At 64.7% G+C, this 13,870-nt stretch carries 12 protein-coding genes; 4 read left to right on the top strand and 8 right to left on the bottom strand.

Going from position 1 to position 13,870, the window contains the following annotated elements:
- Window positions 1–170: 170 nt before the first annotated feature.
- The 4 genes from RE429_RS20700 to RE429_RS20685 form a co-directional block, all read right to left on the bottom strand.
- Window positions 171–1,997, bottom strand: a complete 1,827-nt coding sequence (locus RE429_RS20700; RefSeq protein ID WP_414475242.1) for a dipeptide ABC transporter ATP-binding protein — start codon at window positions 1,995–1,997, stop codon at window positions 171–173.
- A 126-nt stretch (window positions 1,998–2,123) separates the two neighbouring features.
- Entirely contained in the window at window positions 2,124–3,560 is a 1,437-nt protein-coding gene (locus tag RE429_RS20695; RefSeq protein ID WP_414475241.1) for an NAD(P)/FAD-dependent oxidoreductase, read from the bottom strand.
- Window positions 3,561–3,653: 93 nt separating this feature from the next.
- Window positions 3,654–3,998, bottom strand: a complete 345-nt coding sequence (locus RE429_RS20690) for a RidA family protein (protein ID WP_414475240.1) — start codon at window positions 3,996–3,998, stop codon at window positions 3,654–3,656.
- A gap of 100 nt (window positions 3,999–4,098) precedes the next feature.
- The gene (locus tag RE429_RS20685; RefSeq protein ID WP_414475239.1) at window positions 4,099–4,827 is read right to left on the bottom strand and encodes a helix-turn-helix domain-containing protein; all 729 of its coding nucleotides are present in this window, start codon (window positions 4,825–4,827) and stop codon (window positions 4,099–4,101) included.
- 299 nt (window positions 4,828–5,126) lie between these two features.
- On the opposite strand from RE429_RS20685, the gene RE429_RS20680 reads away from it, so the two are divergent.
- The 4 genes from RE429_RS20680 to RE429_RS20665 all read left to right on the top strand — a co-directional run bounded on the left by RE429_RS20680 (window position 5,127) and on the right by RE429_RS20665 (window position 10,121).
- Window positions 5,127–6,818, top strand: a complete 1,692-nt coding sequence (locus tag RE429_RS20680; RefSeq protein WP_414475238.1) for a peptide ABC transporter substrate-binding protein — start codon at window positions 5,127–5,129, stop codon at window positions 6,816–6,818.
- A 32-nt stretch (window positions 6,819–6,850) separates the two neighbouring features.
- Window positions 6,851–7,807, top strand: coding sequence for an ABC transporter permease (locus tag RE429_RS20675; protein WP_414475237.1), 957 nt, complete (start codon window positions 6,851–6,853; stop codon window positions 7,805–7,807).
- On the top strand, window positions 7,804–8,700 hold the full coding sequence (locus RE429_RS20670) for an ABC transporter permease (protein WP_414475236.1): 897 nt from the start codon (window positions 7,804–7,806) through the stop codon (window positions 8,698–8,700). The genes RE429_RS20675 and RE429_RS20670 overlap by 4 nt, the downstream gene beginning before the upstream one ends.
- A gap of 233 nt (window positions 8,701–8,933) precedes the next feature.
- Entirely contained in the window at window positions 8,934–10,121 is a 1,188-nt protein-coding gene (locus RE429_RS20665) for an HPP family protein (RefSeq protein ID WP_414475235.1), read from the top strand.
- A gap of 53 nt (window positions 10,122–10,174) precedes the next feature.
- On the opposite strand, the gene RE429_RS20660 is transcribed toward RE429_RS20665, so the two are convergent.
- The 4 genes from RE429_RS20660 to RE429_RS20645 form a co-directional block, all read right to left on the bottom strand.
- Window positions 10,175–11,197, bottom strand: coding sequence for an ABC transporter substrate-binding protein (locus RE429_RS20660; protein ID WP_414475234.1), 1,023 nt, complete (start codon window positions 11,195–11,197; stop codon window positions 10,175–10,177).
- A 45-nt stretch (window positions 11,198–11,242) separates the two neighbouring features.
- Window positions 11,243–12,034 carry an ABC transporter permease gene (locus RE429_RS20655; RefSeq protein ID WP_414475233.1) on the bottom strand — a complete coding sequence of 264 codons (792 nt, stop codon included), beginning with the start codon at window positions 12,032–12,034 and terminating at the stop codon, window positions 11,243–11,245.
- Window positions 12,031–12,849, bottom strand: a complete 819-nt coding sequence (locus RE429_RS20650) for an ABC transporter ATP-binding protein (RefSeq protein WP_414475232.1) — start codon at window positions 12,847–12,849, stop codon at window positions 12,031–12,033. Before RE429_RS20650 ends, RE429_RS20655 begins: the two co-directional genes overlap by 4 nt.
- Window positions 12,850–12,966: 117 nt before the next feature.
- Window positions 12,967–13,782: an alpha/beta fold hydrolase gene (locus RE429_RS20645; protein ID WP_414475231.1), complete on the bottom strand. Its 816-nt coding sequence runs from the start codon at window positions 13,780–13,782 to the stop codon at window positions 12,967–12,969.
- Window positions 13,783–13,870: the final 88 nt, after the last annotated feature.

Genomic DNA, 13,870 nt, shown 5'->3' with positions numbered 1-13,870 from the left:
GTCGCTCACATCTCGCTTCGGGAATCACGTCGGCCTTTCCTTGATCGGATCCATGCGCCGTCACGCGCGGCGTGAACAACAGCGTGGCGTTCCGGCCCGACAATCCGCTCGCGGCGGATCTGCGCGTTCGCCGCGCCCTGCAAAGCCCGCAGCCTGAGCCCCGCGAGGGGTCAGGACGCCCATTCCTGGCCCCACACCATCACGGCGTGTCCCGGAGAAACTTCGCGGTACTGCCGGGCCGGAGGCACGTAATCGGCCGGCCGCACGGGACTGCGGATCTCGGAATTCGAGACCGCTCCCTTGGTGTGCCGCCGCGCGGGATCGGCGATGGGCACGGCCTCGAGCAGGCGCTTGGTGTAGGGATGCTGCGGATTGCCGAAAATCGCCTCGCGCGGACCGATCTCCACGATCTCGCCGAGATACATCACCGCGACGCGGTGGCTCACGCGCTCGACCACCGCCATGTCGTGCGAAATGAAGAGGTAGGCGAGTTTCATCCTCGCCTGCAGGTCCAGCATGAGGTTGACGACCTGGGCCTTCACGGAGACGTCGAGAGCCGACACCGACTCGTCGGCGACAATGACGCTGGGCTCCAGAGCGAGGGCACGCGCGATGCAGACGCGCTGCCGCTGACCGCCCGAGAACTCATGCGGGAAACGGCTCGCCATGTCCGGCGACAATCCGACATGATGCAGGAGCTCGGCGACCTTGTCGCGAGCCTGGGAGCGGCCGGCAAGTCCGTTGATGAGGAGCGGGGCCGCGATCGCATCGCCGACATTCATCCGGGGATTGAGGCTCGCGAACGGGTCCTGGAAGATCATCTGAATGCGCTTGCGGCGCTCCCGCAAGGCGCGCGCATCCAGCCGAAGCAGATCCTCGCCGTCGAGAAGCACCGAACCGCTCATGGGCTGCTGCAGGCGCATGACCGAGCGGCCTGTCGTCGATTTGCCGCAACCGGATTCGCCGACGAGCGCGAGCGTCTCGCCGCGCTGCAGGCTGAAGGAGACGTTCTCGACCGCGTGGACCCTTCCCTTGACCCTGCCGAACAGGCCGGAGCGGATCTCGAAGCGGGTGGTGAGATTGGATACCTCCAGCACGGGCCGCTCGGCGGCCGCGACCGTATCGGGCGTTTCCGCAGGCACGTCCGACTCTCCGGTGAGTTTGTCCACGACCGGAAAGCGCATGGGACGCCGCTGACCTTCCATGGAGCCGAGCTTCGGCACCGCGGAGAGAAGCGAGCGCGTATAGGGATGCTTCGCCCTCGTGAAGATATCGGCGGTGTTCCCGTTCTCGACGGATTCGCCGTTGTACATCACGACGGTGCGGTCCGCGATTTCCGCCACGACGCCCATGTCGTGCGTGATGAAGAGGACGGCCATGCCCTCTTCCTTCTGCAGATCCTTGATCAGCTCGAGGATCTGCGCCTGAATGGTCACATCGAGAGCGGTCGTCGGCTCGTCCGCGATCAGGAGCTTCGGCTTGCAGGCCAGGGCCAGCGCGATCATCACGCGCTGGCGCATGCCGCCGGAGAAGCGGTGCGGATAGTCGTGGAAGCGGGATTTCGCTGCGGGAATGCGCACCTTCTCGAGCAGCCTGACGGTCTCCGCCTCGGCCTGCGACCGCGAGAGGCCGCGGTGCAGGATCAGCGCCTCGGCGATCTGGAAGCCGACGGTCAGCACCGGGTTCAGCGAGGTCATCGGCTCCTGGAAGATCATGGCGATCTCGTTGCCTCTGATCTCGCGCATATCCGCGTTCGACAGCGCCAGGAGCTCCCGGCCCGCGAGCTTGATGCTGCCGTCGACCTTGCTGCTGTTCGGCGGGTTCAGCTGCATGATCGAGAGCGCGGTCACGCTCTTGCCCGAGCCGGATTCTCCCACCACGGCGAGAGTCTCCCTTTCCGCGACATCGAACGAGACGTTGCGGACGACAGGCTTCCAGAGGCCCTCGACACGGAAGGCCGTGGTCAGGTTGCTCACGGAAAGGATCGGTTGGCTCATCGGGTCCTCTCGGTCAATTTCATCGGCGCGGTAGGGCTGGCGGCAGGGCTGAGCGATGCGCTCTCTCCAAGAAGGGAGCATCGGATTCAATCCCAAAAGTGGCGTCCACTTTTCACGTCCGATGCTCTAGCGCGTGCCGATACGCAGGCCGAATACCCGCGGGATGGCGGCTGCGGCCTGCATCAGCGGGCCAGCCTTGGCTCCACGCTCGTCGGCTTCCTCCGAACCGATGATCCCCCAGCGGACGAAGCGCCCGCCGATGGTCCGGAACGGCTCCGGCGGCAGCGAGGGAACCTCGCGCGTGCACAGGGGGAGCGTCGACCATTCGTCCTTGACCCCGAGAACGAGCGACGCCAGGCACTGGCCGCCCATGTAGGTTGGGTTCACGCCGTGGCCGGAATAGCCGCAGCCGTAATGGACGCGCGTTCCCGGCACGGTCCGGAAGAACGGCAGGCGGTCGGCGGAGATGTCGATGCCGCCGCCCCAGCTCTTCGCCACGGGAACATCGGCGAATGTCGGCAGCAATCGGCGGAGGGCCCGCTCGGCGCGGGCCGCCGATGCCTTGTCCCGAGTGAGGCCGGGATCCGAGGTGCTGCCGTTGTAGCTGATCGGGCCGGAGCCCGAACCCATGAGAACCCGCCCGTCGCGCGTCTTGCGGAAATAGTGGACGAACATCCTCATGTCGGCGAGCCCTTCGTCGCCATGCCACCCGGCTTGGTCGAGCGCATGCGGCGCGGGCTCGGTCATCAGGGCGAAGCTCGAGAACACCGTGACATGGGGCTTTACGTCGGAGCGGCGCGCGAGCTCGATATTCGTCGCGAGCACGACCTCGCGGGCAACGATCTGACCGTTCGGCGTCCGCACGCGGTTCGGCGTCCCCACGTCGAGGCCCGTCATCGGCGTGTTCTCATAGACGGCGACGCCGGCTTCGATCGCGGCCTTGCGCAGAGCGCGAGCCAGCCGGGCAGGGTGCACATTCGCGCCCTCCGGCAGGAAAATGCCCCCGCGGAACGCCGGCGACGCGCAGCGCTGGGCGACCTCGGCCGGCGAGAGAGCATAGACCGTGTCCGGAACGCCGAGCCGTTTCGCGGTCGCGATGTAGTTCGAAATCTTCACGTCCTGCCCGGCGGAAGCCGAGACGCGCACATTGCCGGCCTCCCGCCACCACACATCGCGGCCCGGAGCCGTCGCGAAGCGCCGGATGGCGTCCTGCGCCCGTGTTCCGGCGCGTGCGACGGCCAGAGCGCCGTCGGCTCCGATATTGGCCTCCATGCCCGCGAGAGCCGACCAATAGCCGTGGACCTTGCCGCCGTTCTTGCCGCTCGCGCCCGATCCGCACAAGGACGCCTCGATCAGGGCGATCGAGAGATGCGGCGCGCGCTCCTTGAGCGCAAGGGCCGTCCACAAGCCGGTGAAGCCGCCGCCGACGATCGCGACATCCGCAGTGATCTCGCCGGAAAGGGATGGGGACGGCGCAGCGCCTCCCTCCGCCTTCATGGCATCCGCGAACCACCAAGAGGGATCGCCCGGATTGACGCTCGGAACGCGGTGATCAGTGGACATGCAACACCTTGCTGGACTGAAGTTGAAGAATTTTATTCCGCAGGGCGGAAATGAATGCGCCCGCAACCGATGCTGCGGGCGCGCTTTTTCCGATCAGACGAGGCCTTGAACCTGGATCTCGACCAGGATGGCATCATGCGCGAGGCGGGCCTCGACGGTGGCGCGGGCGGGCGGGCATTTCGGATCGACCCAAGCTTCCCAGGCTTCGTTCATCTCGTTGAACGTGCCGATATCCTTCAGCCAGACATTGCCGGTGACCAGACGCGTCTTGTCGGTTCCCGCGAGCGCAAGGTAATGGTCGATCTGCGCGAGAATATCGGCCGTCTGTTCGCGAACGCCGCCGCTGCGGTCCTTCGCGGTGAGACCCGACAGAAAGACGAACCCGTTTGCGACCAGGGCCTTGCTGAGGCGGCCGGTGTTTTCGTGACGCTCGATCATTCGATGATTACTCCAGTTGAAATCGACTTATGCAGCCGCGACCACGCGGCGACATTCTTTGGAAACCCTGTCGGGAATCAGGACGCCGTGAGCAGGCGTATCAAAGGTGCTTGTCCTGGATGTTGATGATCCAGATCACTTTCGCTTCGACGCCGTGGCGGTTCTCGAGCCTATGCGGGAGCGTGCTCTTGAACTGAAAGCTGTCGCCCTCGGAAAGCTCGGCGACCTCGTTGCCGACGGTCAGTTCGACCCGCCCCGACATGACGTAGCCGCCCTTGTCGCCGGGCCCGCTCAGCATCTCCTCGCTTTCCGCTCCCGGCGGCAGCGTCAGAATCATGAAGCGAAGATTCTCGCTGCTGCTGGGAGAGAGCAGCTCCTTGGTCAGATGCATCTTGCCGGCCACGATGCGAGGCCGGTTGTCCTTGCGGCGCACGAAATGCAGCTTCTCGACCGAAGGGTTCGGTGCATCTTCGAAGAATTGCCAGAGATTGACGCCGAGAGCCGTGCGAATCTTCACCAGGGTGTTGATCGAGGGACTCGACGCGCCGCGCTCGATCTGGCTGATGATGCCCGAGGAGACACCGGCCTTCGCGGCGAGTTCCGCGATCGTCAGTTTTCTCTCCGCGCGCAAGCTGCGCAGCCTTTGCCCGATGTCCCGCGACTGGTCGTCGGGAAATTCGGCTTCCAAGTCCGAACTGGGCGTGGGCTTAGCGGTCGGTGGCATGGTTCGCATATCCATTATATTGAATATGAGCCATACTTCCAACCGTGACGCCGTGCAATCGGCTGCGAATGATTTTTCATCATTTTTGATGAAATTCAGCAGCAAAAACCTGCAGAAGCGCGCTTGGGCCAGGATATGGAACCATAGTCGCCTCAGCATATCTCCATCACGATCTTGACGTTACGTGCATTATAATGAATTGATGGCGCGTCGGGTTGGTGCGGGGCGCGCCTTGTCTCCGATTGAAACGTGAAACGCATGGAGACGGGGCGCTCATGCTCGAACGCGACGATCGCGTCCGGCGCGGTCAGGGCCGCTGCGTCCTGCCTCACAATCTGCCTCAGGGGATCTGCTGAAGCACCGGCTTCGCAACAGAACCAACAACAAGGGAACGGAGAAACAGCATGTCAGATCGATCGAAGTGGAAGGATGGGATGGGGTTGGCTCTTCCGGCGATGCGCCGTCGCGATTTTCTCGGCCTGAGCGCCGCCGGAATTGCCGCGTCGATCGGGTTCGGCGCCCGCGCCCAGTCGGGAGCCGCTGTTCCGCCGCCGCCCAAGGAGCGCAAGGGCCAGGTCGTCGTCGGCCTGTCTCAGGAACCGAAGTCGTTCAATCCCCTGATGCCGGGCGTCGAGGTCGACGAGGTCGTCTGGACGAGCGTGTTCTCCTGTCTCTGGATGGCTCATCCCGACGGCACGCTCGTGCCTGATCTCGCGGTCGCCGTGCCGAGCGAAGAGAACGGCGGCATTTCCGAGGGCGGCCTCGCCTGGACGGTGAAACTGCGCGAAGGCGTCGTCTGGCACGACGGCACGCCCTTCACGGCGGAAGACGTCAAGTATTCCCTCGAGCTGATCATGGCGCCGGGCTTCAAGAGCCGCACGCGCGTGGGGCATGAGCTTGTTCGCGATATCGTCGTCAAGGGAACGCACGAGATCTCATGGCGCATGGAGCGGGCTTTCGCGCCGTATCTCGCCCAGCTCGCCAATACGCAGATCGTGCCGAAGCATATTCTTTCCAAGGCGGACGATCCGAACACGGCCGCTTTCAACGGCAGCCCGGTCGGGACCGGTCCATTCCGCTGGAGCGAGCGCCGTCCGGGGGACAGCATCACGCTTGTCGCCAATGAGCGGTATCACGGCGACGGGCCTTATCTCGAGGGTGTCGTCCTCAAATACATTCCGGACATGACCGCGCTTTACGCGCAGTTCAGAACCGGGCAGGTCGACTTCGTTCCGATTTCCGGAATTCCCGCGAACTATTACGAAGAGGCCACGAAGCTTTCCGGCAGGAAGGTCGCGGTCGCTCCGAGCGGGAACATCGAGGTCATCATGCCGAACCTCGAACATCCTGCCTTCGCCGAGAAGGCGGTGCGTCGGGCGCTCTATGCCGCCATCAACAAGGAGGCGATCGTCGACGCGCTCTACTACGGCGTGCCGAAGCCGACCGAATCCTACTCGCCTCGCGAATCGTGGGCGTACAATCCCAACCTTCCGAAGCACGAATACGACCTCGCCAAGGCCAACCAGCTTCTGGACGAGGCTGGATGGAAGCGCGGCGGGCGCGGCATTCGCGAAAAGAACGGAAAGCGCCTCGAGTTCGATCTCTCCACCACCACGGGCAACGCGCTGCGCGAGCAATGCCAGCAGCTCATGATGCAGGATTGGCAGCAGATCGGCGTCTCGATCAAGATCAACAATATGCCAGGTGCGGTGATCTGGGGCGATTTCTACGTCCGCTCGCAGTTCCAGGCTCTGCTGGTCGGAACGGCCTTCCGCACCGGCGTCGATCCGGATCCCGCGCCGCGCTTTGCCAGCGATGCGATTCCCGTCAAGGGCGGGAGCGGCGGAAACTACATGCAGTGGGTCAATCCCGAGGCGGACAAGCTGATGAAGGAAGGGCAGATCACCTTCAATCAGGAGAAGCGGAAGGAGATCTACTTCAAGGTCCAGGAAATCGTCCGCGAAGAGCTGCCGATCATGCCGCTGTTCCAGTATGCGCCTCTCGAAGGGATCAAGGATGGCCTGATCGGCTACCGACCCAACATCAACCAACGCCAGAACGCCTGGAATCTGGGCAGCTGGTACTGGGCCCGCTGATCCTTGTCTGGTCGCGTTAGGAGCGTCATCGCGTGAGTGGCTTTCTCATTCGTCGCCTGCTGCAGGCCATCGTGCTGCTTTTCATCGTCTCGATGATCGGATTTGCGATTCTGCATCTGGCGCCCGGCGGCCCGCTTTCGCAGTTTGCGGCAAGCGGCGACATGACCCAGGCCGATCTCGACCGGTTGGCTGCCCAGCTGGGGCTCGATCGGCCCTTGCCGGTGCAGTATGTCGAGTGGCTCCTGCGGCTCCTCGGCGGCGATTGGGGCGTCTCCTATCGCGACCAGCAGCCTGTTCTGAAGATCATCGCGGCGCATATCGGCCCCACGATGGAGCTCATGCTCAGCTCCACCCTTCTGGCGATGCTGCTGGGGGCGTGGATCGGCATTCTCGGGGCAGTCAAGCGCTATTCGCTGTTCGACAGCCTCGCGACGATCGGCGCGATGATCGCCCTGTCCATTCCGACCTTCTGGTTCGGACTCGTGATCATCTACGTCTTCTCCGTGGGACTGGGCTGGCTACCCGCCGGCAACCGTTTCACGGTCGGCGACGGATCCTTCCTGAACCGTCTGCACCACCTGGTCGGCCCCTGCATCGTGCTCGCCCTCGTCAGCACGGCCGTCTGGAGCCGCTACATGCGCTCGTCCATGCTGGAGGTGATCAACCAGGATTACATCCGCACGGCGAGGGCCAAGGGGTTGTCCGAGCGCTACATTCTCGTCCGGCATGCCCTGCGCAACGCCCTGCTGCCGATGATCACGATCACCGGCCTGCACGTGCCGACGCTGTTGAGCGGGGCCCTCGTGACCGAGACCGTCTTCACATGGCCGGGAATGGGAAGGCTGTTCCTCGATTCCATCAGTTACCGGGACTATCCGACCGTCATGGGAATCCTCATGCTCACGGCGGTCCTGGTTCTCCTGGGAAGCCTGATCGCCGACGTGCTCTACGGCATTGCCGATCCGCGCATCGAAAGGAGCGGACAATGAACGCCGCAAATCCGTCCCCCGCCCAGACACTCGCCTCCGCGCCGCGCTCGCGCTGGAGCAGCCCCGCCATGCGCCGCTTCCTGCGCCACAAGCTTGCGGTCTTCGGGACGGCCGCGATCGCCTTCATGGTCATCGCCTGCATCTTCGGCCCGATGCTGTTGCCTTACAACGACACGCATATCGACATCCGTCAGCGCTTCGCGCCTCCCTTCTCCGGCTCCCACATCCTCGGCACGGATCCGCTCGGGCGCGACATTCTCGCGCGTCTCCTGATGGCGGGCCGCATCTCTCTTTCGGTCGGGTTCTCGGCCATGGCCGTCAGCATGGCGATCGGCATCTGCGTCGGCGTCATCGCGGGATTCTACCAGCGCATGATCGGCACGGCGCTGATGCGCTTCGTCGATGCGATGCTCTGCTTTCCGTCGATCTTCCTGCTGCTGGCGATCTCCGCCTTGATCGAACCCTCCGTACCCTCCATCGTCCTCCTGATCGCCATGACGTCGTGGATGGAAGTGGCGCGCGTCGTCGAGGGCCAGATCCGTTCGCTCCGGACGCGGGATTTCGCCGTTGCTGCGGTGTCCATGGGCGCCAGCAACACCCGCATCATGTTCCGGGAGCTGCTCCCGAACGCGGTTGCGCCGATTGTGGTCGCGGCGACGCTCAATGTCGCCCATGCCATTCTGGCCGAAAGCTATATCAGCTTTCTCGGCTACGGCATCCAGCCGCCGACGCCGAGCTGGGGCAACATGCTGGAAGGGGCGCAGAGCTATCTCACGAGCGCTCCGTGGCTCGCCATCCTGCCCGGAGCGGCCATCACGCTCGCCGTGACCAGCTTCAACTTCATCGGCGACGGATTGCGGGATGCGCTGGATCCGCGTCTCGACGCGCGGTGACCGCCGCCGCACGCGGACATCGTTCGATCTGCGGCGGCCTATCGCCTGAATCCGGGATGAGAGCTGTTTCCACGCAAGGGGAACAGCTCTTTTTCTGGTGTGCCGCTTTTTTTGGCGGCGAACCGGGTCCACATCGCCGAAAAATGGTCTAAGAACGCCCCGCGCGATGAGGGGACGCTCGGATACGACACCTGCTCTGCGCCCTCTCCAATAAGAACAATCTCAGTCGATCCGTGTCCCTGTTCAAACGCCTCATTCCCGATCTCACCCATGTCAGCCGCCTCGAGCAGATCCGGGTCTGCGCCGGCGTCCTGCTCGGCATCGTCTCCCTGGGGCTCTTGGGGATGGAGGCCCGCGACCTTGTGGAGGGCCTGCCTCTTCTGAGCGCGCCCTTGGGCGCCTCCGCGATCCTCATGTTCGCATTGCCGGGAAGTCCGTTGGCGCAGCCGTGGTCGGTCCTCGGCGGAAACTTGATTTCGGCGTGCATCGGCGTCGCCTGCGCCCGCTGGGTTCCGATGGAACTTCCCGCGGCCGCGATGGCCGGGACTCTCGCAGTCGCCGCGATGTTCGTCCTGCGCTGTCTGCACCCGCCGAGCGGCGCCCTGGCGCTCATGGCCGTTCTCGGCGGCCCGACGATCAAGGCGGCGGGATTCGGCTTCGCGATCTGGCCGGTCGGGGCGGCCTCGCTGACGATGATCGCGGTGGCGCTCGTCTTCAACAACCTGACGGGCAAGCGGTATCCTCATCTGTCGAAGCCCACTCCGGTGAACCGGCATCGGACCTCCGACCCCGCTCCCATGGAACGGGTAGGTGTCAGGCCCAGCGACTTCGATACCGTCCTCAACCGGTACGACCAGATCATCGACATGGATCGCGAGAGCCTGGAGGACCTGTTCCGGCAGGTGGAGATGCAGGCCTATGACCGGCGTTTCGACGGGATGACCTGCGCCGAGATCATGTCGCGGGACGTGGCGGCGGTCACGCCCTCGACGAGCCTGCGCGACGCCTGGCGGCTCCTTCAGCAGCATCGCATCAAGGGACTTCCGGTCGTCGCCGATACCCGTGAGGTGATCGGCATCATCACCCAGACGGACCTGATCAAGCACAGCGACTGGGATCTGCGCACGGGCCTCCGGATGAGCGTCCCTCAGATCGCCCGGCGGGTCATCCGGCTCGACCGAAAGGTCGGGGAGATCATGACCTCGCCCGTACAGACGGCGCGGCATGACACGGCGCTGGCGGCGCTGGTCCCCCGCATGGCGGATGCGGAGCTGCATCAGGTCCCGATCGTCGACGGGGACGGCCTTCTGGTCGGCATCGTGACGCAATCCGATCTCATCGCGGCCCTGTTCCGAGGGCGCGGGGCGGGAGAGGCCGCGACCCGGCCGGCAGCGCGGATCCCCCTGTCGGTCGTACGATAGAGTTCGGTCGCGCGGCCGAACCGCCCGACCCGTGCGGTTCGCCGCAACAGGCTCTAAGTCGACGCCTTCTTGACGAAGCGGTCGTCGAAGGTGGCGGCAAGATCGACCTTGGCGTCCTTCAATTCGGGATCGAGCATTTTGAGCATGTCCATGACGCTCGCCATGCCGTCGGGCGGGACGATGCCGGTCCGGGAATAGCTTTCCAGCGAGTTCTGCACCGCCTTGATGTAGAGCGGTTTGTCACCGAGGTGATACTCGGGCGGCACCGCCTCGGCGACGTCCTCGGGCTTGGCCGTCTGGAGCCATTTGAGCGACTTCATGAAAGCATTGACGAGGCGCTGCGTCGTCACCGGGTTGGCGTCGATGAAGTCCTTCTTGGTGTAGAGAGTCGCGGCCGGATTCGAGCCGCCGAAGAGGGCCCGTGTGCCCGCCTCGGTCCGGGTGTCGATCAGGATCGCGATATCGCCGTCCGATTCCAGTTTCGAGATCACCGGATCGAGATGCGCGATCACGTCGATCTCGCCTTTCTGCATGGCCGCGACGGCGCTCGCGCCGGACCCCACGCCGATCAGGGCCGCATCCGTCGGCTTCAGGCCTGCCTTCACCATGGCGTATTGCGTGGTCAGGGCCGTGGAGGAGCCGGGCGCCGTCACGCCGATCTTGAGGCCCTTGAAATCGGCCGCGGACTTGATCTGTCCCGCCTTGTCCTTCTTGACCGCGATCACGATGGCCGGGAAGCGGCCGAGTTCGGTGACGGCGCGCACGTCCTGGCCCTTGGCCTGCATGCGGATGGTATGTTCGTAGGCGCCGGTCACCACGTCGACGGAACCGCCGATGAGCGCCTGGAGCGACTTGGCGCCGCCGCCGAAATCGTTGATCTCGACGTCGAGCCCTTCCTCCTTGAAGAAGCCCTTCCGCTCCGCGATCGTCAGCGGCAGGTAATAGAGCAGCGGTTTGCCGCCTACGCCCAGCGTGATCTTGCTCTTCTCCGGTTTTTCCTGCGCGAATGCGCTCGGGCTCAGCCCGGCGGTCAGAGCGGCCGCGCCCGCTCCAATGAGAAATGTACGGCGTTCCATCCTGATCTCCCTGCTTGGATGCAGATTGTGGCCGAGCAGGATTGACTAACCCTGCGCGTTTGTCGATGGGGCGGGGCGCCAGACCAGGAGCCTCCTTTCGACCATCGTCACGAAGGCGTCGATGAGGATGACGAAGATCGACAGGATGACCATGCCGGAGAAAACGCCGGTCACGTCGAAGACGCTTTCCGCCTCGTGAATCTTGTAGCCGAGGCCCGCCGAGGAACCGAGATACTCGCCCACGACCGCGCCCACGAGAGCAAATCCCACGGAGGTGTGCAGGGACGAGAACACCCAGGTCAGGGCCGCCGGCCAATAGACATGCCGCAGGAGCTGGCGCTCGTTGAGGCCGAGCATGCGCGCATTGGCCAGCACCACCGGGCTCACCTCGCGCACGCCCTGGTAGACGTTGAAGAACACGATGAAGAACACCAGGCTGAAGCCGAGAGCCACCTTCGACCAGATCCCCAACCCGAACCACAGGGCGAAAATCGGCGCGAGCACCACGCGCGGCAGGGCATTCGCGGCCTTGATGTAGGGATCGAACACGGCGGACAGCAATTCGCGCCGGGCGAACAGGAAGCCGAACAGGATGCCGCCCCCGGCTCCGAATGCGAAGGCGAGGACCGTCTCCAGCAGGGTGATCCAGAGATGCCCCCAGATCTCGGCGGAGGTGATTTCCTTCCAGACCCGCGCCAGCACGTCGGCCGGCGTCGAGAAGAAGAACTGCGTCTGCTTGATCGGCGCGAGGATGGGATAGACCGTCAGGACGTGCCAGAGCAGCAGAAAGCCCAGACCGACCACGACCTGGAGCAGGACCAGCTTCGTCCGGTTCATGAGGAGGCTCCTTCTCCCTGTGCGTAGGCCTTCTGCACCTCGACGCGAAGACTTGCCCATATCTCTTTGTGAATGTGATGGAAGGCGGGTTCGAGACGGATCTCGGCGATGTCGCGCGGACGCGGCAGCGTGACCGGGAATTCCCCGATGATGCGGGCGGCCGGACCCGCCGACATGACCACGACCCGGTCCGCGAGGGCGATCGCCTCCTCCAGATCGTGGGTGACGAACAGCACCGCCTTGCGGTTGGCCGCCCACAGATCCAGGAGAAGATTGCCCATGATCTGCCGGGTCTGCGCGTCGAGCGGCCCGAAAGGCTCGTCCATGAGCAGGATCTCGGGATCGCGGATCAGCATCTGGGCCAGGGCGACCCGCTTCCTTTGCCCGCCGGACATCATATGCGGGTAGCGATTCACGAAGGCCGCGAGGCCGACCCGGCGCAGCCACTCGCGGGCCTTCATCTCGGCCTCGGAACGGGAGATCCCCCTCGGCTCGAGGGCGACGGCGACGTTCTGCAGCGCCGTCTTCCACGGCATCAGGGCGTCCTGCTGGAAGAGATAGCCGGCCCGGGCGTTGAGGCCCTGCAGCGGTGCGCCGAAGATCTCCACATGACCGCCCGAGGGCTTGAGCAGCCCCGCGGACGCGTTGAGCAGGGTGGACTTGCCGCATCCGGTCGGCCCGACGATCGCGATGAATTCTCCCGGCCGTGCCGCCAGATCGATTCCCTGCACGGCGGTGTAGCCGCCCGCCTTCGATCCGAAGGTGATGGCCATGTCGCGAAGTGAGACGGCTGGAACAAGGGGCGATGTCGGCATGGGGCTGGGGCGTTTCCCGCGCCTGTCGGCGGCGCTTAAGGTCATCCTAGGGTTTAAAGCGTCGATGGCAAGGCACGCGGCCCGTGAGACTTTGGTCGGCTCTCCGGGGGTGGCGGATCATCGCCTGAGGGGCTCGAGGCTTTCGAGAAACCGATGGATCACGTCGACCAGGCGTTCCTCCTGCTCCCGGTGCGGCACGTGCCCGGTCTCCGGAAGAATGAACGCGGTTCCACGCCCCGCCGCGATGCGCCGGGCCTGTTCGTTGGAGCCGTACTCGTCCCGATCGCCATGAACGGCAAGCACCGGGCAGCGGACCGCCGCCAGGGGCTCGTCCAGGGTCCAGGTCGCGAATTCGGGCGAAAGCCAAGTCCCGGTCCAGGTATCCACCGCCCATCGCGCCTTGTCGCCGTGATATTTCGCGACTCTCGCGAGTTGGGCGGGATCCTCGAATTCGCGTTGCGCGATGCGGATCCCCTCGCGCGTTCTTTCCTCCACGAAGGCCTGAGCCGCAATGGTCACGAGCGCCAGGCACCGGGCCGGGAAGCGGGCGGCCGTCTCGACGGCCATGCCGCCGCCGACGCTGTGGCCGCAGGCAATGAAGTTTCGCACGTCGAGCTGCTCGCACAGGCGCGGAACGACGTATCGTGCTTCCCTGGCGATGAAGTCGGACCCGGATTGTCCCGGATACGGATCCGAGCGGCCGAAGCCGAGGCGGTCATAGGCGATGACGCGCCGGCCCGTGGCCCGGGCGAGAGCCTTCGGAAAACTGCGCCACAGCTCAACGCAGCCGAGGGAATCGTGGAACAGCAGAATCGGCGCGAGATCCTCGATGCCGGGAGCGCGCGGCGTCCAGCTTTTGGCGAAGAGGCGGCCCTCCTCGATCCGGATCCAGCTTTCCGTCTCTTCGATCGTCGTATGCGGCGTGTGGGGCATGGAAGTGCTCGGCAGTGTCGGATTCGGGGATGCCTTATCAGCCAATGCCGTCCGGCAGAACCCCCGGACGATCTCGTGTCGGGCAGGC

Origin of the sequence: Microvirga sp. M2, assembly GCF_047497095.1 — a bacterium.
In the GTDB taxonomy this organism is placed as follows: Bacteria; Pseudomonadota; Alphaproteobacteria; order Rhizobiales; family Beijerinckiaceae; genus Microvirga.
This window is presented reverse-complemented; position numbering and strand designations above follow the sequence as displayed.

Excerpts from the sequence above, each read along its gene's own strand:
- RE429_RS20700 (WP_414475242.1), bottom strand. The coding sequence starts at position 1,997 with ATGAGCCAACCGATCCTTTCCGTGAGCAACCTGACCACGGCCTTCCGT.
- RE429_RS20695 (WP_414475241.1), bottom strand. The coding sequence starts at position 3,560 with ATGTCCACTGATCACCGCGTTCCGAGCGTCAATCCGGGCGATCCCTCT.
- RE429_RS20690 (WP_414475240.1), bottom strand. The coding sequence starts at position 3,998 with ATGATCGAGCGTCACGAAAACACCGGCCGCCTCAGCAAGGCCCTGGTC.
- RE429_RS20680 (WP_414475238.1), top strand. The coding sequence starts at position 5,127 with ATGTCAGATCGATCGAAGTGGAAGGATGGGATGGGGTTGGCTCTTCCG.
- RE429_RS20670 (WP_414475236.1), top strand. The coding sequence starts at position 7,804 with ATGAACGCCGCAAATCCGTCCCCCGCCCAGACACTCGCCTCCGCGCCG.
- RE429_RS20660 (WP_414475234.1), bottom strand. The coding sequence starts at position 11,197 with ATGGAACGCCGTACATTTCTCATTGGAGCGGGCGCGGCCGCTCTGACC.
- RE429_RS20655 (WP_414475233.1), bottom strand. The coding sequence starts at position 12,034 with ATGAACCGGACGAAGCTGGTCCTGCTCCAGGTCGTGGTCGGTCTGGGC.
- RE429_RS20650 (WP_414475232.1), bottom strand. The coding sequence starts at position 12,849 with ATGCCGACATCGCCCCTTGTTCCAGCCGTCTCACTTCGCGACATGGCC.
- RE429_RS20645 (WP_414475231.1), bottom strand. The coding sequence starts at position 13,782 with ATGCCCCACACGCCGCATACGACGATCGAAGAGACGGAAAGCTGGATC.